The 19,134-nt window shown below is 49.6% G+C and carries 23 protein-coding genes and 1 pseudogene; 18 read left to right on the top strand and 6 right to left on the bottom strand.

The features are described 5' to 3' along the window. The first annotated feature begins 66 nt into the window (after positions 1–66). The 4 genes from AC4ED1_RS07055 (at position 67) to AC4ED1_RS07040 (ending at position 2,351) form a co-directional block, all read left to right on the top strand. Positions 67–252 (top strand): hypothetical protein, encoded by a 186-nt coding sequence (locus AC4ED1_RS07055; RefSeq protein WP_490937077.1) that lies wholly within the window; start codon positions 67–69, stop codon positions 250–252. Positions 253–471: 219 nt separating this feature from the next. Beyond that, a complete protein-coding gene (locus tag AC4ED1_RS07050) occupies positions 472–1,755 on the top strand; it encodes an ArnT family glycosyltransferase (protein WP_490937075.1) in 1,284 nt (427 codons plus the stop codon). Positions 1,756–1,777: 22 nt separating this feature from the next. Next, positions 1,778–1,903: a hypothetical protein gene (locus AC4ED1_RS07045; RefSeq protein WP_490937074.1), complete on the top strand. Its 126-nt coding sequence runs from the start codon at positions 1,778–1,780 to the stop codon at positions 1,901–1,903. A 28-nt stretch (positions 1,904–1,931) separates the two neighbouring features. Then, on the top strand, positions 1,932–2,351 hold the full coding sequence (locus tag AC4ED1_RS07040) for a hypothetical protein (protein ID WP_490937072.1): 420 nt from the start codon (positions 1,932–1,934) through the stop codon (positions 2,349–2,351). 40 nt (positions 2,352–2,391) lie between these two features. Here the strand turns inward: AC4ED1_RS07040 and AC4ED1_RS07035 are convergent, their stop codons facing one another. Both AC4ED1_RS07035 and AC4ED1_RS07030 read right to left on the bottom strand, forming a co-directional pair. Beyond that, a complete protein-coding gene (locus AC4ED1_RS07035) occupies positions 2,392–2,847 on the bottom strand; it encodes a type II toxin-antitoxin system VapC family toxin (RefSeq protein ID WP_490937070.1) in 456 nt (151 codons plus the stop codon). Continuing rightward, positions 2,838–3,092 (bottom strand): AbrB/MazE/SpoVT family DNA-binding domain-containing protein, encoded by a 255-nt coding sequence (locus AC4ED1_RS07030; RefSeq protein ID WP_490937069.1) that lies wholly within the window; start codon positions 3,090–3,092, stop codon positions 2,838–2,840. Before AC4ED1_RS07030 ends, AC4ED1_RS07035 begins: the two co-directional genes overlap by 10 nt. Before the next feature lie 267 nt (positions 3,093–3,359). On the opposite strand from AC4ED1_RS07030, the gene AC4ED1_RS07025 reads away from it, so the two are divergent. From AC4ED1_RS07025 to AC4ED1_RS07000, 6 genes are all read left to right on the top strand, one after another. Then, positions 3,360–3,629: a helix-turn-helix domain-containing protein gene (locus AC4ED1_RS07025; RefSeq protein WP_490937067.1), complete on the top strand. Its 270-nt coding sequence runs from the start codon at positions 3,360–3,362 to the stop codon at positions 3,627–3,629. Positions 3,630–3,778: 149 nt separating this feature from the next. Next, a complete protein-coding gene (locus AC4ED1_RS07020; protein WP_490937065.1) occupies positions 3,779–3,892 on the top strand; it encodes a zinc ribbon domain-containing protein in 114 nt (37 codons plus the stop codon). A 429-nt stretch (positions 3,893–4,321) separates the two neighbouring features. Then, the gene (locus AC4ED1_RS07015; protein ID WP_490937063.1) at positions 4,322–5,197 is read left to right on the top strand and encodes a chemotaxis protein CheV; all 876 of its coding nucleotides are present in this window, start codon (positions 4,322–4,324) and stop codon (positions 5,195–5,197) included. Positions 5,198–5,368: 171 nt separating this feature from the next. Beyond that, entirely contained in the window at positions 5,369–5,617 is a 249-nt protein-coding gene (locus tag AC4ED1_RS07010) for a hypothetical protein (protein WP_490937061.1), read from the top strand. A gap of 74 nt (positions 5,618–5,691) precedes the next feature. Continuing rightward, a complete protein-coding gene (locus tag AC4ED1_RS07005; RefSeq protein ID WP_490937060.1) occupies positions 5,692–5,793 on the top strand; it encodes a putative holin-like toxin in 102 nt (33 codons plus the stop codon). 527 nt (positions 5,794–6,320) lie between these two features. Then, positions 6,321–6,407, top strand: a complete 87-nt coding sequence (locus AC4ED1_RS07000) for a putative holin-like toxin (RefSeq protein ID WP_490937178.1) — start codon at positions 6,321–6,323, stop codon at positions 6,405–6,407. A gap of 315 nt (positions 6,408–6,722) precedes the next feature. Here AC4ED1_RS07000 and AC4ED1_RS06995 read toward each other — a convergent pair whose 3' ends face one another. Together AC4ED1_RS06995 and AC4ED1_RS06990 are read right to left on the bottom strand one after the other, a co-directional pair. Continuing rightward, complete coding sequence (locus AC4ED1_RS06995; protein ID WP_490937058.1) at positions 6,723–7,145, bottom strand: type II toxin-antitoxin system HicB family antitoxin; 423 nt, start codon at positions 7,143–7,145, stop codon at positions 6,723–6,725. A gap of 51 nt (positions 7,146–7,196) precedes the next feature. Next, positions 7,197–7,325, bottom strand: a pseudogene (locus tag AC4ED1_RS06990) (type II toxin-antitoxin system HicA family toxin); the annotation flags it as partial. 125 nt (positions 7,326–7,450) lie between these two features. Between AC4ED1_RS06990 and AC4ED1_RS06985 the strand changes: the two are divergent. Beyond that, entirely contained in the window at positions 7,451–7,666 is a 216-nt protein-coding gene (locus AC4ED1_RS06985; protein ID WP_490937056.1) for a zinc ribbon domain-containing protein, read from the top strand. Between the two features lie 118 nt (positions 7,667–7,784). Here the strand turns inward: AC4ED1_RS06985 and AC4ED1_RS06980 are convergent, their stop codons facing one another. After that, a complete protein-coding gene (locus tag AC4ED1_RS06980; protein ID WP_490937054.1) occupies positions 7,785–8,045 on the bottom strand; it encodes a type II toxin-antitoxin system RelE family toxin in 261 nt (86 codons plus the stop codon). Beyond that, a complete protein-coding gene (locus AC4ED1_RS06975; RefSeq protein WP_490937053.1) occupies positions 8,038–8,262 on the bottom strand; it encodes a hypothetical protein in 225 nt (74 codons plus the stop codon). The genes AC4ED1_RS06980 and AC4ED1_RS06975 overlap by 8 nt, the downstream gene beginning before the upstream one ends. Before the next feature lie 84 nt (positions 8,263–8,346). Here AC4ED1_RS06975 and AC4ED1_RS06970 point away from each other — a divergent pair, with 84 nt between their 5' ends. The 7 genes from AC4ED1_RS06970 to AC4ED1_RS06940 all read left to right on the top strand — a co-directional run bounded on the left by AC4ED1_RS06970 (position 8,347) and on the right by AC4ED1_RS06940 (position 18,747). Next, positions 8,347–8,430, top strand: a complete 84-nt coding sequence (locus tag AC4ED1_RS06970) for a putative holin-like toxin (RefSeq protein ID WP_490937176.1) — start codon at positions 8,347–8,349, stop codon at positions 8,428–8,430. A 637-nt stretch (positions 8,431–9,067) separates the two neighbouring features. Next, the gene (gene tnpB, locus AC4ED1_RS06965) at positions 9,068–10,186 is read left to right on the top strand and encodes an IS200/IS605 family element RNA-guided endonuclease TnpB (RefSeq protein ID WP_490937051.1); all 1,119 of its coding nucleotides are present in this window, start codon (positions 9,068–9,070) and stop codon (positions 10,184–10,186) included. A 215-nt stretch (positions 10,187–10,401) separates the two neighbouring features. After that, positions 10,402–11,538: a glycosyltransferase gene (locus AC4ED1_RS06960; protein WP_490937049.1), complete on the top strand. Its 1,137-nt coding sequence runs from the start codon at positions 10,402–10,404 to the stop codon at positions 11,536–11,538. 662 nt (positions 11,539–12,200) lie between these two features. Continuing rightward, positions 12,201–14,411 carry a stalk domain-containing protein gene (locus AC4ED1_RS06955; RefSeq protein WP_490937047.1) on the top strand — a complete coding sequence of 737 codons (2,211 nt, stop codon included), beginning with the start codon at positions 12,201–12,203 and terminating at the stop codon, positions 14,409–14,411. Positions 14,412–14,612: 201 nt separating this feature from the next. Continuing rightward, positions 14,613–16,109: a stalk domain-containing protein gene (locus AC4ED1_RS06950; RefSeq protein WP_490937045.1), complete on the top strand. Its 1,497-nt coding sequence runs from the start codon at positions 14,613–14,615 to the stop codon at positions 16,107–16,109. A gap of 196 nt (positions 16,110–16,305) precedes the next feature. After that, on the top strand, positions 16,306–16,848 hold the full coding sequence (locus AC4ED1_RS06945; protein WP_490937043.1) for a hypothetical protein: 543 nt from the start codon (positions 16,306–16,308) through the stop codon (positions 16,846–16,848). Positions 16,849–17,016: 168 nt separating this feature from the next. Next, the gene (locus tag AC4ED1_RS06940; protein ID WP_490937041.1) at positions 17,017–18,747 is read left to right on the top strand and encodes a stalk domain-containing protein; all 1,731 of its coding nucleotides are present in this window, start codon (positions 17,017–17,019) and stop codon (positions 18,745–18,747) included. The last annotated feature ends 387 nt before the right edge of the window (positions 18,748–19,134 follow it).

Here is a 19,134-nt window from a genome sequence, read left to right as displayed (position 1 = left end):
AGTGAGAGAATGTTGCTAAGGGAGATGATCGGGATGGACGAGTTAAAATTTTTTATGACTTAGGTGATGGAACAGTTTGAGCTGATCCATAAGCGCTTCGATGCTGTTGAGCAACGGCTCGACCGGCTCGAAGTACGCATGGACAAGCTCGAAGAGCGCATGAACGCTCTCGAAGAGTCGCAGCGGACTCTTGTCGGATCCCAACGGACGCTTGAGAAAAGGCATTATGAGTTTGAAAAGTTGCCAAAATAAACGAAAACGTAACGGAACTGCGTTTAGGCATGAAAACCGCGATTCCAAACAGCGCGTATGCTCTTTTGCAGGTCAACACGATGGCATTGGATACCACTCCCTGAGACCATAAGTCGCAGCTTTTGCCTGAAGGCGGTGCGGGCAGGACGGACGCATTGCGCGCAAAATGGGCGGCGTATATAATGGCCCCATGAGGAATCGTATCTCAAGGAGAACTTCATGCTGAAACGATTGAAGCCAAACCGTATCATCTGGTGGGTTTTGCTGCTGGCCCTGGTTTTGCGCCTGATGACGCTTGGCGTCTACGGGTTGGGGCTGACTTTGCACAGCGACGACGAAGGATATGCGAACAGCGCCATCCGGCTGCTGGAAACCGGAATGCTGACTTACCGGGGGCCGACCGAACCGGCCCATTTTGCTGCTGAGCCGACCGTGAAGATTATGCCGGGGCAGCCGTTTCTGCTGGCGGCTGTTTTTGCGGTGTTCGGAACCGGGGATACCGGCCTGTACGCCGCCAAGATCCTGATGATTCTGTTGGGTCTGGCGGGCATCTACGGAATCTATCTCACCGGAAAATATGTTTGGGGCACGGCAGCGGGCTTGATCGCCGCTTTCCTGCTGGCGACCTCGATTGAACATGTCGTAACCGACAACCTGCTGCTCACCGAGTCCCCGTTCATCGCAAGCTTTATCTATCTGGTCTATTATTCGATCCGCCTGGCCAACGAACGGAAGAAATCCCATTTCTATCGCGTGGTGTTCTTCTATCTGGCGGCGTTGATGTTCCGCTCGACGATCGCGCTGTACCCGCTTGTCCTCTTCGCGTATTTGCTGTTGAAAAAATACCCGTGGCATACCCTGCTGAAACAGGCGGGAATCGCGGCCGTCATCGTGCTGATCGCATTGGTCCCGTGGTGGGTGCGCAACTACAGCCACTACCACAAATTCATCCCGCTGACGGCGGGGGAGGGCAACCCGTTGTTGATCGGGTCCTATCAGGGCCGGGGCTACCCGAACGACGAACCGATCGAGTCAGTGGTACAAAGGTTAAAACAGCAATACGCAAGTCAGGGTTCGTTTGCCTACATGGAAGCGCAGGAGCGAGTCGCCAGGGAACGGTTGGAACTCTGGTGGGAAACGGACAAAAAGTCGCTGATTTACAGCTTTGCGGTGCTGAAACCAAAGATTTTGTGGCGGGATTCGTTCTACTGGATTGAAGTGTTCCATGTCAAGGAGGCTTGGGTGCATGCTTTGCAGCCGTATCTCGTGATTGCGGGGCTGGCCGGTTTCCTGACGACCCTGCTGCTGAACAAGGGCAGGAAAGAGTTGTTGTTCATCGTGGCCGTTCTTCTCTACTTTACGGCGGTGTACAGCGTGTACGTGGTGTTCGGGCGCTACAACGTGCCGCTCATGCCGTTTCTGTATCTGGCGATGGCAACGGGCCTGGTGTCGGCATTCAACCTTCTGAAAAAAGGGCCGGCTTTCGCGCCCAAACGAAAATGAGTGTGGGAGAGGGGATATTTGAATGGAAGACCTGAAGGTATTTCTGGAAGAGATGCGCCGGGAGATGGATCGGCGAACGGTAGCGAAACAGTACGGCGACCTTTCTCTCGATGTGGCGGTGCTTCGCGAGCGAATTCCGAAGCAATGATCCAGGAATGAAAGGGGAGGTGTTCTCTATGGAAGATCTGTTGAAAAATATTCTGTCTGAACTTCAGACTATAAATTCCGGTATGCAAAAGATGGAACATGACATCAACAGTCTGAAATTGGGGCAAGAACGCGTAGAAAAAAGACTGGAACGTTTGGAGCAAAGACTGGAACATTTGGAGCAAAGACAAGAACGTTTGGAACAGAACCAGAAAGAGCTTGTGCAAAGACAAGAACGTCTGGAGCAAAGACAAGAACGTCTGGAGCAGAAAGTGGACGACATCTATCAGGCGGTTGTTCGGCTTGAAGAAGGGCAACCAAAAGATATTGTCGCTTTGCTGGAACACATAGACCGAAGACTTGAGGAAAAAAATTATCAGATCGCTGCACTCAACAAACGGGTGTTTCGGGTTGAGAGCGAGATTGAAAGGATAGTGGAAAACCTATAGTGCCGGCTTCCGGCAGCGACGCTTCCTTTAATCCGGCTGCTTATGAGCTGTAGGGATTCATTTCCTTGATTGACGCCGTCCTAATCTCCTTCAACTGGCCCAACCGATGGTCGTTGGTAATGAACAGATCGCATTCGGACACAATGGCTGAAGCCACAATCAACGCATCCGGGGTTTTTAGCCCGTATTTGCCGCGGAGACAGGCCGCCCGCTCCGCCACGCTCACATCCACCGGTACTACAGTCAGATGGGGGAAGTGCGTAAAGAGCAGCCGATACCGCTTTTCCAGCGTGTCATTTCCTTCCTGGATTGGCTTTGTCAAAATTTCGGTCAGAGTAATGGTTGAGGTGACCGCTTCTACCTTCCCTTCCTCTACAATGTCCAATATGGCTTTCACGGTTTCACCGTGCCGGGGATGTTGTTCAAAAGCGTAGATGAACAGGTTGGTGTCAAGAGCGATCTTTTTGTATGGCGACAAAAACTCTCTTACTCCCATTCATCCCGCTCCTTTCGAATATATTCATCCCCGTTTTCTCTTTGCCATATTTCTTTTCCCAATCCCCACAGGGCGTCGGAAAATCGCTTTGGTTTTCGGATGACAATGATTTCTTCCCGCATCTCGTCATACTTCCAGATCAATTCATCTCCCACGTCCAATTTTGCTTTTTCACGTATCTCTTTCGGGATCGTTGTCTGATATCGTTGTTTGACTTCGCTTTCTGACCGCGATATAAGAGTCATAACCACGCCCCCGTTTCGATGTATGACATATTTCTATTTTATCATACACTTGACAACGACACAAATCAATGGGCCGGAAAAGTGCAAAAAAGAAGCAGGCCGCCCTTGATCTTTTAGCCAAGTCAGGGTGAACCTACCCGCTTCAGTAACGAGCCGCGCCCTTGTTGGGCAATCTATTGTACATGACCGTGGGTGTTGCAGCACCTTATCCGGCGGTCTAGCCTTTGTAAACATCCACACGAACATCAAAGATTATCGGATTCCCATATGCACAAAGCCTATTCCTTCCGCCTCTATCCAATCAAAGAACAGGAGCGGCAAATTCGGCGCACCATCGGATATTGCCGGTTTGTGTACAATCACTTCCTCGCTCACCGGAAAGAAGTCTATGAGCGGGATGGCACCACCCTGAGCCAGTACGCCTGCATGCGGGAATTGCCTGAATTGAAACAGCAGCATCCTTGGCTCCGGGAAGTAGACTCCACCGCTTTGCAAAGGACGGTGGAAGAGTTGGACGACGTCCACGTCCAAACGTAACGGTAAAGAGGGTTCATCGGCGACCATCCGTATCGAAGAAAACCGGATTCGGCTTCCGAAGGTCGGATGGGTAAAGTTCGCCAAGTCCCGCGAGGTGCAGGGGCGCATTCTCTCGGCCACGGTTCGCTTGGCCTCTTCGGGCAAAAGACTTGTCTGTTCGTGAATGGACATGCAAAGCGTGCGGCACACCCCATGATCGGGATGTAAACGCCGCCCAAAACATCCTGCAAGAAGGCTTGCACCTCCTCAGCACGTCCGCTTGAGCGGACTCAACCGTGGGACACATGGGGATCGCTTGGTGCCGCAAGGCAGAACTCCCGGTTGCGGGAGTGCTCCCAGGAGTCCCACGGCCAAAGCCGTGCGGAGTGTCAATTCGCCCCGTTTCGCCAAACCGGAATGGGATGTGAACGACTGTTTAAACTTAATTGTGGATCACGTGATACAACAAATACAACAATCGGAAGCGAATGAACGGGCTCACAATGGAGAAAAACAGGACAAATTGGTGTTTGATGCAAAAAACGGACAATTGACGTTTATAACTGATGATGACGGCGGGATGAAGATAGGGGAAAATAGGGAAAATAAGACGAAGTGGGGTGGAAAAAAGCATAATAAGTAAAGTATATTTGGAATGAGCGCATCAAAAAAACGGGGCAGCTCAAGCCGCCGCCCGCAAAGGAGTGGTGATTGTGGGACAAGGGATATTATTAGAGAGTGGCATCAACGAATTGGAAATCCTTGTATTTCATGTTGGCGACAGTTTGTGTGGAACGAATGTGGCCAAAGTAGACTCTATCATCAGCCATCAACAGATTTTTCCCGTACCAAACTCGAGCAGATTTGTGAAAGGTGTTATCAGCCATCGCGGGAAGGTGATACCTGTTTTGGATCTTGTGAAAGCCCTAGACCAGACATGCACAAAGCCGGAGCAGGAGAGACTGCTTATTTCGCTCAGTATTAACAACAGTGACTTTGCAATAGAAGTAAGCGGTGTCGAGGGCATAAGGAGGCTTTCATGGAAGGACATAGAAACACCATCACCAATCCTGTCGGGCAATCAGGAACTGCTGGTAACAGGAATCGTTAATACGCGCCAGGACGGGATTATTTTGATACTCGACCTTGAAAAACTGTTAGTTGACATTGACCCTGGTTTAGCCTTGAAAGAATCTAAAGAAACCGAGGGGCTGGAGGGCAAAAAGATCATAATAGCGGAGGATTCTGCTTTTTTATTGAAAACCATCGGTGAGTCGTTGAAAAAAGCGGGAGCAATCATAGAAACATTTAAGAATGGCAAGTTAGCGCTGGACTATCTTCTTAACAATCCCGACGAACAGATTTACTGCGTTATTACCGACATAGAAATGCCGGTTATGGATGGGTTGACATTAACCAAGCAGATCAAGACAAGCCCAACTCTAAAACAAATACCGGTTGTTTTGTTTTCGTCGATAGTTAGCGAAAAACTAAGACACCAAGGGGAAAGTGTTGGGGCCGATGCACAGGTTACAAAACCTGAAATCGATAAACTTGTAGACATTGTTAAAAAAATCAGGAAGGATTGACAGAAAAAACGGGAATATAAAATGTTAACAAGCCCTTTATGAGCAAACGTGTAACAACCGACACCCTTGCGTTCATCCAAGACCACGTGCTCAACGTAACCGATCTGGTGCACACCAAAAAACTGAGCCAGATCCTCGATTCCTATTCGATATAAAGAGGCCGTCGAGCAGGTGATTGGGGACGATTTCATCTTCGATGAGATCATGGCGGAAATGGACAAACTCGAGTTGGACGATCCGGTGGACGAGAAAGATGGGACAGTCATGATGGAGATCATCGCGATTGGTCCTCGGGATCATGAAAAGGTTTATGGGCTTGTCGTTCAATGGCTGATCGGGCGGAAACAGGTTGTGCCGTTTGCGCCGTGTATGTTCGTGGCAAGCGTGGTTGTAACTGTTTTGGGGTGTGGAACACGTTGAGGGTGCTTTAGGCGGGTGGTATAATTACACCGTACAATCGATTTCGGCTCGCAAGGGTGGTCGGCTAAGCCCCTATGAAAGGGGGTGATGCCGTGGAGGTATATCAAGCGTTGTCCCTGATGTTCATGTTCGGCATGTTCATCTTGGCGTTGCTGAATTACCTCAAAAAGAAATAGACCGCCCTTGCTAGGGAAAGCGGTCTATTTCTTAGATCAAAAACCCCTATAAGCCGACCGCCCTTGTCGGGCAAGCGATTGTACCCGACCGTAGGTGTGCCACCACCTGCGGTCGTTTTATTGTATGAGGAGATCGATTTCTTGATTCCATGATAGCACATTTTTTGAAAAAAGCAAAACGGTGGGGTGAGACCCATGGGGAAAACGGCCGCGAAACACCACAGGATACCGAATCGCCTGATCGCGGTGATGTCCTTTTTCTTTCCGGCCAACGCGTACACGTTAAACCTTTTTTTGGTGTTTGCGCTCGTATTTATTGGGCTTGTTGTTCAATGGTTGATCGGGCGGAAACAGGTTGTGCCGTTTGCGCCGTGTATGTTCGTGGCAAGCGTGGTTGTAACTGTTTTGGGGTGTGGAACACGTTGAGGGTGCTTTAGGCGGGTGGTATAATTACACCGTACAATAGATTTCGGCTTGCAAGGGTGGTCGGCTCATCCCCGAACTTGCTAAGGGAAGGGGGTGAGGGAATGACAGTCTATGAAACATTGTCGCTGATGATCAGCTTCGGTGTTTTGATTGTCGCCATGCTCTCTTTTGGTAACAAAAAGAGATAAACCACCCTTGCTTTGACCGGCGAGGTGGTTTATCTCGCTCCTAATGAGCCGACTGCCCGAAGGCAATCTATTGTACGTGACCGTAGGTGTTCCCAGCACCTGCGGTCGTTTTATTTTATGACGAGATCGACTTCTTGATTCAATGATAACACATTTTTTTAAAAAAGCAAAACGGTGGGGTGTCATTGTGTTGGGGTGTCATCGGCCCATGCCCAAAATACCGCAAGAATTCAGCAGGTGTATAAACAGGGAGGTATTCGCGGATCTCCGGCGGACGAGAGCAAGAAAAACCCCCGGTCATCCGGGGCGGTCAGGTCAGGAACGCTTGTCAATCAGGCCAAGCTGTTCTTTAAGCGCGTACTGGAGCACTTGGGAGAAGTTGATACCGGCCTCCTCAGCCGCATCACGCAGCCATTTTGGCAACGTGCAGTTTTTGGTGACCGCTCTGTTCGCGTCCTCATCGCGGTAGGGCGGCATATAGACTTCGATCATCACGATCCGATCACTGGGATCGAGCAACTCGATCTGATCAGGGGTGGATGGATCCGGTAACTCAATCCCCTGTTCTTCCCGTTCCAATATGAGGTCGGCCAGCATTTCCTTGGCACGCTTGATCCCATCGATCAGATCTTTCGCGAGGATGGCCGTTCCGGGAAAATCGGGGAAATACATGCCGATCCCGCCGTCTTCTGCTTTTTCAACCACGACCGGGTAGATGAAGTGGTTTTGGTAAGGCATGTTCATCGCTCCTTTGCTGAGTTTTTCGGAGGTATGGGGAGGACACCGGGGTTAGAATTTCACCCCGGATGTTCGTTCAATGTTTTTCAATGTCCCTTTGGGAATCACTTGGCCGCTGCTGTGAAAGCTTATGTCAGCGAATCTGGTTGGGTCATCTTTATGTGTGTACCGTTGATGGCTGCCGCTCTGATACGATTATAACACGCATGAATTATGCGTGCCAACAAATAATACGTATTTTTAATGCGTGTTTTTTGTCGTGGAAAAGGAGATGGTACGCTTGGAAATCCGGAAAATGCACATTGATGAGCTGGTACCACCAGCAGATTTACCAGATGGTTACAGGGAAGGTTCGCTGGCTGATCACCTACAAGGTCGAACGGCTCGGCATGCAAGTCGTCCTCCAGGATGAGGCGTACACCGCGCAGGAATACCCAAGATGCGGCTGTCGGCACAAGCCCCGAGGGCGTGTGTATGCCTGCCCCGCTTGCGGGTTCCGCAAACTCCAAAAAAAGAAATAGACCGCCCTCAGGCAAGGATTCGGTCTATTTCTTCTAGGCCAATCTTGTCTTTGTGAAGCCGATCACCCTTACGGGGCAATCTATTGTACATGACCGCGGGTGTAGCAGCACCTGCGGTCTAGTCTTTGTAAACATCCCCACGGCTGCCGACTCGCACAACTACAATGATTAACTCACGATCGACAACATCAAAGATTATGCGAAAATCGCCCACACGTTGGCGATACGTATTTTTATATCCCTTTAGCCTTTTTACGTTCGGACTCCCATACGGGTTTTCCGCTAATGAGAGGATCGCATTTAAAATACGTTTTTGTGTTGGTTTGTCCAAACGTTGAATAGATTTCCTTACATCCTTGGGGATGACAACTCTATACATTGTCTTCCCCGTTAAATTCATTTAGCAATTCTTCCAGCGTAACGTATTCACCTTTTTTGTATTGTTCGCGGGCAAGCTGAATATCCTTCATCTCTAATTCGGTCAATTCTTCGTCATCCTCGTCATAAACGATGCTCAACAGATCCGCGAATTTTGGTAATTTATCGTCCGGCAGCCGGTCAATTATGCGGTGCAACTCCTCACGGCTAATTGACATTCCGATCATCCCCTTAATCGCTTCTTTATACTCAATTATGACGCACAAACGAGTTTGTGCCAATTGCAATTATTTTCCTTGCCTGTGGAGATATATCAAGCGTTCTCCCTGATGTTCATGTTTGGCATGTTCATCTTGGCGTTGCTGAATTACCTCAAAAAGAAATAGACCGCCCTTGCTAGGGGAAGCGGTCTATTTCTTGTAGGCCCAACCTTGTCTTTGTGAAGCCGATCACCCTTACGGGGCAATCTATTGCACGTGACCGCGGGTGTAGCAGCACCTGCGGTCTTCTTTCATGATATGAAAAAGAACGATCCTTTATACTCATAGTAGCACATTTTTTCGATGGCGGCAAAATATTGCGGCAAAATATTGCTTCCTGAGCACGACGAATTCGGCTCACGTACAAAATCATAGAACTGGAAGTTCTCTCATGATTGCATTCGGGTTACTGGTTGCCACATTACTGTCCCATAATAAACGAAGGTAGGTCACCCTTGATTTTTTAGCCAAGTCGGGGTGAACCTACCCGCTTCGGTAATGAGCCCGCCCTCTTGCAGGGCGACTATTGTACGTGACCGCGGGTGTAGCAGCACCTGCGGTCGATAACACATTTTCTTGAAAAAGCAAAAACCGGATAAACGCCTAGACCGCCAACTTGCCAAGGCAGCCAAACACGAAGAAGAGATCCATGTGCTGAAACAACGCCGATAATCCGGACGATTTTACAGAAATCCCGCGCTTCATCCCACCCCTGAAAGAGTGGGATGAAGCGCGATATGGTATAATTTTCTTGGTGATCCTCATGCACAAAGCCTATTCCTTCCGTCTCTATCCGACAAAAGAACAGGAACAGCACATCCGGCGCACCATCGGGTGCTGCCGGTTTGTGTACAACCATTTTCTTGCTCGCCGGAAAGATGCCTATGAGCGGGACGGTGCCACCCTGAACCAGTACGCCTGCATGCGGGAATTGCCCGCGTTGAAAGAACAGTTCCCCTGGCTTCGGGAAGTGGACTCCACAGCCCTGCAACGGACGGTGGAAGAGTTGGACGATGCCTTCCAACGATTCTTCCGGGAGAAGAAAGGCTACCCACACTTCAAAAGCAGGAAACATCCAAAGCAGTCCTACACATCGAAACGAAACGGCAAGGAGGGTTCATCGGCCACCATCCGCATCGAAGAAAACCGGATTCGGCTTCCGAAGGTGGGATGGGTAAAGTTCGCCAAGTCCCGCGAGGTGCAGGGGCGCATTCTCTCGGCCACGGTTCGTATGGCGCCTTCGGGCAAGTTTTTTGTATCGGTACTGGTGGATACGGAGATTCAGCCTTTGAAGCCCAACTCCAACGCCGTTGGCATCGACCTGGGGCTAAAGGGTTTCGCAGTGCTCAGCACCGGGGAAACGATCCCGAATCCCCGGCACCTGAGAAAGCACGAAAAGAAACTGAAGCGCTGGCAACGCGTTCTTTCCCGGCGGAAATCGGGTGGTAGGAACCGGGAGAAAGCCCGGGTAAAAGTGGCCCGGCTGCATGAGAAGGTGCGCAACGCCCGGCTGGACTTCCTGCACAGGCTGTCCACCCGGCTGATTCGCGAGAACCAAGTGATCAGCCTGGAGGATTTGCGGGTGCAAAACATGCGGCAAAACCACAAACTGGCGGGAAGCATCGCCGACGCCAGTTGGTCGGAATTCCGGCGGCAGCTCACGTACAAAGCGGCATGGTACAGGAGGCGTGTGGTCATTGTTTCGGCCACTTTCCCGTCCACTCAGCTTTGCTCCCAATGCGGGCACCGCAACACAGAGACAAAGGATTTGTCGGTCCGTGAATGGATATGCCCACAATGCAGTACAACCCATGATCGGGACGTAAACGCCGCCCAAAACATCCTGCAAGAAGGTTTGCGCCTTCTCAGCACGTCCGCCTAAGCGGACAGAACCGTGGGACACACGGGGATCGCTTGGTGCCACAAGGCAGAACTCCCGGTTGCGGGGGTGCTCCCAAGAATCCCACGGCTTTAGCCGTGCGGAGTGTCAAGGAATGCAACACACCGTTGCATATTGTACGGCGATCGCCCTTTTTGTTATGATGGATGGGAAAAGAACGGATGCCGGCAGGGCGAAGGCGCAGGTGAGACGCGAAAATGGGAACACCGAACAAAATTCTCTACATAATCGGCGGCGGCGAATTCGGGGGCGCGGAACAGCATCTGCTCGGCCTCGTGAAATCCCTCGATCCGGCCGAGTGGACGCCGCATGTGGCGGTTTTTTACAACGGAGAATTCGCGGACCGCTTGCGGGACCTGCGGATTCCGGTGACCCTGATCGCGCCAAGGACCCTGCGTGCCTTGAACGGTCTCGTTCCGGTGAGGCGGTTGATCCGGGACATCCAACCGGCGATTGTGCACACCCACGGCGTGCGCGGCAATCTGTTGGGCCGCCTTGCCAACCAACTGGAGGGGCATCCCGCCAAATTAATCACCACGATTCACAGCATTCTCGCGCTCGACTATCCCAAACAGTGGAAGCGAATGTTGTTCGGCTTCCTGGAAAAATCGACTTGGCCGCTGACGGACCACTTCATCCTCGTCTCCCGCGCCATGCAGAAAAGCCTGCTCGCCGAAGGGCTTCCGGCGGAAAAGACGACGGTCATCCACAACGCGATCCAACTGCCAAAGGAGCCTCCTAAGCGCCCGGAACGCTCCAGGCTCCGGGAAGAATTGGGGCTGCCGCAAAATACGGTATTGGCTGGAACGGTCGCCCGCCTGCATAAAGTGAAGGGCCACACCTATCTGATCCAAGCGATCCGGCGGTTGAAGGACAAGTACCCCGACGTCCATTACGTATGGGTGGGCGGCGGCGAAATGGAACAGGAACTGAAAGCCGAGGTGCAAAACGCGGGGCTTGCGGGCGTGATCCATTTTCTCGGAATCCGCAGGGATGTGCCGGAACTGCTGCCGCAGTTCGATCTGTTCGTCCTGCCTTCCGTCTCCGAGGGGTTGTCGCTGGCCATTCTGGAAGCGATGTTGGCGGGTGTCCCGGTGATCGCGACCGCCGTGGGCGGGTCGCCGGAAGTGGTGGAAGAGGGCCGGGACGGCCTGCTGGTGCCGGCCCGGGATGTGGAAGCCCTGTATCAGGCGATCGACCGGGCGCTGTCCAACCCGGAACAAATGCGGCGCTTTGCCCGCGCGGGGCAGCAAAAAGTGTTTGCCCAATACTCCCTTGAGCGGTTGGCCGGGGAAACAACGAACGTTTATAAATTTGTCACAAAATCGGTGTAACCTTTTCTCAACTTGGAACGTCTATAGTAAGGGCAAGGATTTGCGCCATCATCCAAGCTGTCGGAGATGGACGTTTTTGCGTCCTATGAAATGATTGCGAATCTATTGCCAAGCTATGGAAAATGGTATAAAATAAAGCTCTGACGCATATGGATGGCAAGGGTCAGGCAAAAAGCCAGGCAAATAAAGAGGAGAAAAAACTTTTCCGCTTTACGTCTGGCGGTCCGGCGGGTATAATGGGCGCGTGGAGACAGTTCTTCTTAAATGAATTTCTACCAACGGATCTGGAAGAAAAATTGGAAACGACCCACACAGATTGCCAATACATACCGAAGGGATATAAAGAGGAATTCGCCGGTTCTTGTCGTATTAGTTATACGTGAAACGGTTTGCCAACAAGTCAATATGACTTTGTTTCAAAATATCCCCACTGAAGGGAGTGATGTTGTCCTACGGCGGCAGGCGCTCAAACGCACCCGTGAACGAGTGGATGTTACCCCATAAGGGAACGGGATGCAAGTCGAGGGCTCTGGCATCGCGCAGTCACGGCGTGCAGAGTGAAGGCTCACGTAGGAGCAATGATAGAATTCATGGCAAGTATCAAGCAACACACTTACCTATCAGTACAGACTCACGTATTAAGAGGAGGAGAAACAAAGGGTATGAACAACAAAAAAATTCTTTCTGTTCTTTCGAGTGCAGCCGTATTTGCATCTCTTGCAGTGCCTTTCTCCGCAAGTGCTGCAACAACGAACACTGCATTAACCACTCCGTCTGTCCAGCCGGGTAATGCTGCTTCTTTAACGGCTCGTAACTTGGGTACTGTTCGCGTGATTGAAACTGAGGACACGGCAGGGTCTATTGGCGTAGGTACACAGATTACTTTCACTTTGCCTGATGGTGTGTCTTGGGCTACTGCCAACATTCCGACGGCGGGTACTCTTGCAAACTATATTAATGTACCTGCTGCGGTTGGTACTGTGAATAACAGATTGGCAGCAGCGGATGTTGCGTTTGTATCTGCTTCCAGCAAAAGTTTGACTGTCAGAGTGGCTGCTACTAATGGTACCGGAACCAGAGCTATTATCGAGTTTCGGCCGATTAACCTCGATGTAAGCGGTAGCGGAGAAGTCGCGGTTGACATTTTTAGCACAAGCGGTGCTATTTCTAACGGGAAAGTAACGGTTGGTAAAGTTGTAACGGGCGGTACGACTGTGGTTGCATTGAATGCTCCCAGCCGTCCGGAAGGAACCAACCAAGGTATTGGTACAATCCGTATCGTTGAAAACTCCGCGGGGGCATTGGCGGTAGGTGCTAACAGTATTGACTTGGTCTTGCCGCAAGGCTATACATGGAATACCCCTCCAGCTATTAATCTTAGCGGTGGATTTACTGCTGGTAACGTAACCGCTTCTCCAATTGACGTGGATTCGAACGGAAATAGCCGTATCCGCCTGAATGTTGTGGCTCAGTCTACAGGTCAACCGGGTATCATCGAGTTAACGAATGGTACAGTTGATATTACAAACAACGCATCGCTGGGTGATGGCTACCTGAAAATTGGCGGTAATAACTCGGGGATTACTGCAACGAGCGTGCTGGTAGTAAAGAAGGTTGAAATCGGATCTACTGTTAACGCGGTATCCGCACCGGAAATTTATGCCGGTTCTCGAAATGTTCAAGTAGGGGCAATCGAGATCAAAGAAAATGCAGCAGCTAGCATTGTTGCTAACAACAGAACTATTCGAGTCACCCTGCCCGAAAATGCTCAATGGAATCCGGCTCAGTTGCCTGTAGTTCGTGTCACTGCGGGTGATATTCAGGTAGGCGCAGGTAATATTGAAGCTAACAGCAACAACAGGACAGTTGTTTATAGCGTAACCGGTGCTAGTACTTCTGCTTCTACATTTGTTTTGGAACGCGGTGAAGTGAGCCTGCGTGCCGATGCGCCGGCTGGTGATTTGACTGCGACAGTTGGAGGAACCGCTACAGTAGCCGGAACTGCAAAAATTGCAACGGTCAAAGCTCCGGTAACCGCTACTTCCGAAGCGAAGAAGGTTATTATCGGTCAACAATCGCAAGCTGCTGGGGATATTACCATTAAGGAAGTTGCAGCCGGTGTTATTAAAGCCAATACCAACGGCGCACAAGCTAACCTTATAATTGCCGCTCCTGCAGGGGTAACATTCTCTGCTGTTCCGACTGTAGAAGTCACAGCAGGCGATTTGCAACTTGATGCTCAAAACATTACCCGGATTAACGGTAACTCTCAACTTCAGATTCCGATCCGTACTTCGAGTAACACGGCATCGACCATCAAACTTTCAAATGTGAAACTGACTGTTGACCGTACCGTAGCGGAAGGTGACGTAAAGTTTGGTATCAGAGGTAGTGCGGTAAACATCCTGGGTGCATTTGATGCAAACCGTACAAGTGACAATGCTGCGACAGTTGTTGCTGCGACTGTTTCGACTCCTGCACCGAATGAGCAAAAAGCTACTGCAGTATTCACACTGGGTAACACTTCTTACAGTGTTAATGGTGCAACCAAGACTTTAGATGTTGCTCCGTTTGAACAAGACGGCCGTACCTATCTGCCGGTTCGTTATGTTGCAGACGCTCTTGGCGTATCTTCTGACAATATCATGTACAACGCAGCAGATCAAACGGTAACCATCTTCAAAGGTGACCGTGTGGTTAAGTTGCAAATTGGCAGCAATGTATTGGTTGTCAACGGCGTAGCTGTTGCCATGGATGTAGCTGCAATCGAGAAGAACGGTCGTACCATGCTTCCGATCCGTTTTGTAGCTCAAGCTTTGGGTGCCCAAGTAAACTACGATGCAGCTACCCAAACCGTTACGGTTCAACAGTAATTGAACAGTAATTGAACTTTAATAAAAAGGAACCCCGAGGGTTCCTTTTTATTTTGGAGACATTCAACGGGCGAAAAAACAAATATAGCGCAAGATAAATTTCTTTTTAAATCAAGCTTTGATATAATAGGTTGTGTCTTGGGAAGTGAGGAGAGTTGGGATTATTAACTCGTATTATCATATAAAATTGGGAGGATTCCTATGAAACGATTTACAACGGGTTTACTCATTGCATCTGTGTTGCTTGATGCGAATGTTGCAGGGGCTGCCGAATCGTCCCTTACCATATTGATTGACGGTAAAAAACAAACGTTTGATCAACCTCCTGTAATAGTTAACGACTTTACGTTAGTTCCGCTTAGAGGAATTTTTGAAGCGTTAGGGGCGCAAGTTAGCTGGGATGAACAAACCCAGACCGTAACCGCAACAAAAGGCTCTGCCAAAATCGTCCTTAAAATCGGTTCTGATCTTGCAGACCAGAATGGCAAGCTTGTCAAGTTGGCTGTTAAGCCCCAAATAATTAATGATAGAACAATGATTCCTGTCCGTTTTGTAAGTGAAGCATTGGGGGCAGACGTCAAATGGAATGGTGAAACCCAGACGGTAATCATCTCTACAGCAGCCCCCAATAGTCAAACAACGGTATCCGATTCTCAGCCTGAAACTAAATATCAAAACGAAAAGAAAGATGGATTAACTTACCAGGCAGCTCTGGATATGGCAAAGTCAAAGAGTGTTACTCTGAAAAATGCCCAAGCAGATATTGATCGTGCATCGGAAGTTAAGGACAAGGCATCCCAAAACATCCCATTTGTGCCTTTAGATGGAAGCAACCCGTCGGTGACCAGAGCATACAAAGGTGCCGTAGCAGCAGATATTAGTTATCAATCAGCAAAAAAACAATATGACATTACTTTAGATAATATTGCTTATCAGGTAAAAAGAGCCTATAATGCTGTTTTGCAGGCAAAATATCAGAAAGAATTGGCGGAACTAACTTTAAAAAATGCCTATTGGCAAAATCGAATTGCTGAAGCAAGTTATTCAAATGGTTTGGTAAGTTCGATAGATCGTGCAAAATCAAACAGCGCTTATGAGTCTGCAAAGCATAACCTGGAAGTAAAAGTCAAAGCATTAGATGACGCTTACCAAAGTTTCAACCAGTTAGTCGGGTTGCCGCAGGGGACTATCCCTGAATTGATTGATACCCCACAAATGGAGAGGTTGGGGGATGTAGACCTTGAAACAGAAGTAAGTCGGGTTATCTCAGGGAATCCCGTAGTTTTGCAGGCGGAGCAACAAATTAAGTTAGCCCAATTGAACGTGGATCTGTATACTTTTAATGATCCAAGCAGCACGGACCCGTACACTGCAAAAAAGATAGACGTAACAAAGGCAGAAAATACAGTAGCAAACACGAAGGATCAAATAGGCCAATCTTTACGATCACTTTACTATAAAATAAAACAAACTGAAGAAGGTTATGATGCTTTACAAGCACAACTTGCAAGTGCGGAGGAGAATCTTAAAACAGTTCAAGCCAAGTATGAGAACGGTATGGCTATTGAGGCTGATATAATAGCGGCTCAGGTGGCGGTTATGCAATACAAACAACAAATGTTTGACCTTTTGGCTCAGCATGATAATGCGATGATGGCATTTAAAAAGCCGTGGGTGCTAATTGGTCAATCGTCTTAATGATTCTTCTGGTGGCCAGTCAGCTAGTTGAGCCCAATACGCAGTTTGGTGATGTTTTGATAAGTTATCAGTTTGGTTGCTCCCAAATAATAAACGGGAGCAACCTTTTAAATTCAAAAAGCTACAGAGAATATATTCAAGCGAATCAGTAAATAATATAATTGAGCCAACATCATACAATTATTGAGGTGTTACAATGTCAGACCAACAATCAGCGGTTCAAGAAAAAAAGTCTTTTTGGAAGAAGTTGTTTGGCAATAATGAGGATTGCACAACTTCATCTTACGATTTAAACGGCCTTCCTCGTCAAATCACCAAAGCGGGCGGAATCGGCGATAAGTATATCGTCTTTGAGCAGAATTACGGTCTTAACGCCAGCGAGAATGAATGGGGGAAGTTCAAAGACAACGCTGTCATCGCAAGGTTTTTTAACGACAGGGCGGTTCAGGTGGTGCTCCAGTTTGATGTAAGCACAGAGAAGGCCAGAAGCAAGGAAGAAGCTTTCGAATCGGTGATGGAGATTATTCCAACCGACGCGGAGAAGATCAAAGAATGGACGGTCAATGCCGGAGAAGAGGCCAAATCGGAACTGATTCTCTACCATAGCGAACTGCTGGCGAAAGTTCTTGCCCCTGACAGTTTCAAATCGGCAAGTCCCGGCGCATTTACGGTGGTTCTCAGCCATAACCGGAACGGTGTATTCATGATTACCGTGGTGCTCGGCGATCAACCTTTTTAAAGATGCTGCCCCACTGATCCCGGAAGTCCGTTTCTTAGCAAGGTCGACCGTTTGAGCGGTTGGCCATTTTTTGTCATCCGAAATTTATGTGTCTTTCGTAGGAAAATGGCGATCCTCTAGCGAAATATATTATAGAAATCGACAGATTTGCTAGAGGAGACAGAGTTCATGTACGGTGATAGAAGAGGATCACGGGCAAAAAGAAAACGTTCGTTGCATTCGGTTTCTTTGAGTACCGTATTGGCGTTGTCCGCCGTTCAACTGACAGGGTTGACGACGGCCTACGGAGCGGCTGCGGCACAAACCTTTGCGGCCGGAACCAAGGGAATGATCTCCGAGTTGGTCAACTTTCGGCAGGAGCCGAACAACAATTCCGCCATTCTCAATACCCTTCCGGCAGGTATGACGGTAGATCTCATTCAGCGCAACGAGCAAAATTGGTATCAAGTGAAGGTGAACGGGCAAACGGGTTGGGTATTTGGAGACTATATAAAACTTAAAACTTCCGACCAGGTCTTTCGGATTGATGCCTATCCGAAAGACCCCAACTTCTATGAAGTAAGAGACGGTAAACTTTATCATGTACTGGGCACGCCGGAAAGCAGAATTGCGGCTTTCCTGGTTGGCAGCGCACCCGCTTTCATGAAACCGGGCGAAGTATATGTGCGGGATGCCAATTACCAATTTTATCGCCGCGATCCGGACGGTGACAAGAAACTGGATGTGTATGTGCCGCCTTACGTTTCGCTGGATTTGCGTTTGCAAGCTCCGATTGCGGCAGCCGACATTGACCGCTTCATCCAGAGTAACCGGCCGGACAGTCCGTTGGTTGGCAAAGGGCAATTATTTATAAACGCACAGGCCAAGTACGGGGTGAACGCGCTTTATCTGGCTGCCCACGCGATTCATGAGAGCGCGTTCGGCCTGTCTCAGATCGCTACGGACAAAAACAATCTGTTTGGCTATATGGCCTATGATTCCGATCCATACGGATCGGCGGCTTATTTTGCCTCGATCGAAGAGTGCATTGAATATGAAGCCTATTTCGTGGCGACGCAATATCTCAGCCCGAACGGAAGATGGTACGGAAATTCATCCACTCTGAAGGGAATGAACGTGTACTATGCAACCGATCCCTATTGGGCGGAGAAGATAGCCGGAATCATGGAGCGGATTCGCGCGTATCAGCCAGGCGATTACGGCAACTCGCGCATCCTGGCCGTTACCGCGCCGAAACCGCGCGGTCCGGTCCCCGAGCCGATTGACACCACTTTGGCCCAGACCTTCCCTGCAGGAACCTTGGGGATCACCAGCGAGGAAGTCAACTTCCGCTCCAAACCGTCCACCTCGGCGGAGAAGTATGGAACCCTGGCGGCGGGCACACAACTGACGCTTCTCGGGAAAGGGAAAGGAAACTGGTACCAAGTGCGGTTGAACGACCGGGTAGGCTGGGTGTACGCCGACTACGTAAAGAAAGTGGAGCCCTCCGTACCGGCGGTTCCTGCATCGAGATCCGGGCTGCCTACGGGAAATCCTTCCGGCCTTCCTTCTATCTCTGTGATTCTTGATGGAGTGAAGCAAACTTACGACCAACCGCCGGTGCAGATCAATAATCGTACCTTGGTTCCTTTACGAGGGATTTTTGAAAAATTGGGGGCGAAAGTCGATTGGGAGGAATCAACCCAGACGGTCACCGTCAAAAAAGGAAGCACGACCATCACATTGAAAGTGGGAGCGAAAACGGCCTTCAAGGACGGCAAGCCGATGGAACTGGACGTCGAGCCCACGATCCTGAACGGCAGAACGTTGGTGCCGATCCGTTTTGTCAGCGAAGCTTTGGGGGCGAAAGTCGATTGGGATGAAACAGCCCGCAGCGTATACATCTATTCCAAATCTTGAATTGCCCATAAAAGATACAAACAATTGGTTGCCGGGATGCTCATCGGCGGAGCCGCCGACGACATCTCCGCAGCCGAACGTAAACTATCAACAGATTCCCGTATCTAAGTTTGCGAGTGGTGTAAATATTGAAGTTTATTCGGCAGATGCAGCGACGGACCGTACGACATTTTATATAAGGCTTAAGAATACAACAAACACGAAACAGGGGACGTTGCATCTGACGTTGGTTCAAAACGACGGAAGCCAAAAGAAAACGGAAGCGGAGTTTCATTTGAAGGGGTAATTGGCGTTTGACACTCCGCACGGCTGAAGCCGTGGGATTCTTGGGAGCACTCCCGCAACCGGGAGTTCTGCCTTGTGGCACCAAGCGATCCCCGTGTGTCC

It is taken from the genome of Effusibacillus sp. SKA8 (genome assembly GCF_058273125.1).
The sequence above is the reverse complement of the archived record's forward strand: the minus strand, read 5'-3'. Positions and strand labels throughout refer to the sequence as shown.

What these genes read in the sequence shown, in the direction of transcription:
- AC4ED1_RS07055 (WP_490937077.1), top strand. Translation starts at nt 67, where the DNA reads ATGGAACAGTTTGAGCTGATCCATAAGCGCTTCGATGCTGTTGAGCAA.
- AC4ED1_RS07050 (WP_490937075.1), top strand. Translation starts at nt 472, where the DNA reads ATGCTGAAACGATTGAAGCCAAACCGTATCATCTGGTGGGTTTTGCTG.
- AC4ED1_RS07045 (WP_490937074.1), top strand. Translation starts at nt 1,778, where the DNA reads ATGGAAGACCTGAAGGTATTTCTGGAAGAGATGCGCCGGGAGATGGAT.
- AC4ED1_RS07040 (WP_490937072.1), top strand. Translation starts at nt 1,932, where the DNA reads ATGGAAGATCTGTTGAAAAATATTCTGTCTGAACTTCAGACTATAAAT.
- AC4ED1_RS07035 (WP_490937070.1), bottom strand. Translation starts at nt 2,847, where the DNA reads ATGGGAGTAAGAGAGTTTTTGTCGCCATACAAAAAGATCGCTCTTGAC.
- AC4ED1_RS07030 (WP_490937069.1), bottom strand. Translation starts at nt 3,092, where the DNA reads ATGACTCTTATATCGCGGTCAGAAAGCGAAGTCAAACAACGATATCAG.
- AC4ED1_RS07025 (WP_490937067.1), top strand. Translation starts at nt 3,360, where the DNA reads ATGCACAAAGCCTATTCCTTCCGCCTCTATCCAATCAAAGAACAGGAG.
- AC4ED1_RS07005 (WP_490937060.1), top strand. Translation starts at nt 5,692, where the DNA reads ATGAAAGGGGGTGATGCCGTGGAGGTATATCAAGCGTTGTCCCTGATG.
- AC4ED1_RS07000 (WP_490937178.1), top strand. Translation starts at nt 6,321, where the DNA reads ATGACAGTCTATGAAACATTGTCGCTGATGATCAGCTTCGGTGTTTTG.
- AC4ED1_RS06995 (WP_490937058.1), bottom strand. Translation starts at nt 7,145, where the DNA reads ATGCCTTACCAAAACCACTTCATCTACCCGGTCGTGGTTGAAAAAGCA.
- AC4ED1_RS06985 (WP_490937056.1), top strand. Translation starts at nt 7,451, where the DNA reads ATGAGCTGGTACCACCAGCAGATTTACCAGATGGTTACAGGGAAGGTT.
- AC4ED1_RS06980 (WP_490937054.1), bottom strand. Translation starts at nt 8,045, where the DNA reads ATGTATAGAGTTGTCATCCCCAAGGATGTAAGGAAATCTATTCAACGT.
- AC4ED1_RS06975 (WP_490937053.1), bottom strand. Translation starts at nt 8,262, where the DNA reads ATGTCAATTAGCCGTGAGGAGTTGCACCGCATAATTGACCGGCTGCCG.
- tnpB (WP_490937051.1), top strand. Translation starts at nt 9,068, where the DNA reads ATGCACAAAGCCTATTCCTTCCGTCTCTATCCGACAAAAGAACAGGAA.
- AC4ED1_RS06960 (WP_490937049.1), top strand. Translation starts at nt 10,402, where the DNA reads ATGGGAACACCGAACAAAATTCTCTACATAATCGGCGGCGGCGAATTC.
- AC4ED1_RS06955 (WP_490937047.1), top strand. Translation starts at nt 12,201, where the DNA reads ATGAACAACAAAAAAATTCTTTCTGTTCTTTCGAGTGCAGCCGTATTT.
- AC4ED1_RS06950 (WP_490937045.1), top strand. Translation starts at nt 14,613, where the DNA reads ATGAAACGATTTACAACGGGTTTACTCATTGCATCTGTGTTGCTTGAT.
- AC4ED1_RS06945 (WP_490937043.1), top strand. Translation starts at nt 16,306, where the DNA reads ATGTCAGACCAACAATCAGCGGTTCAAGAAAAAAAGTCTTTTTGGAAG.
- AC4ED1_RS06940 (WP_490937041.1), top strand. Translation starts at nt 17,017, where the DNA reads ATGTACGGTGATAGAAGAGGATCACGGGCAAAAAGAAAACGTTCGTTG.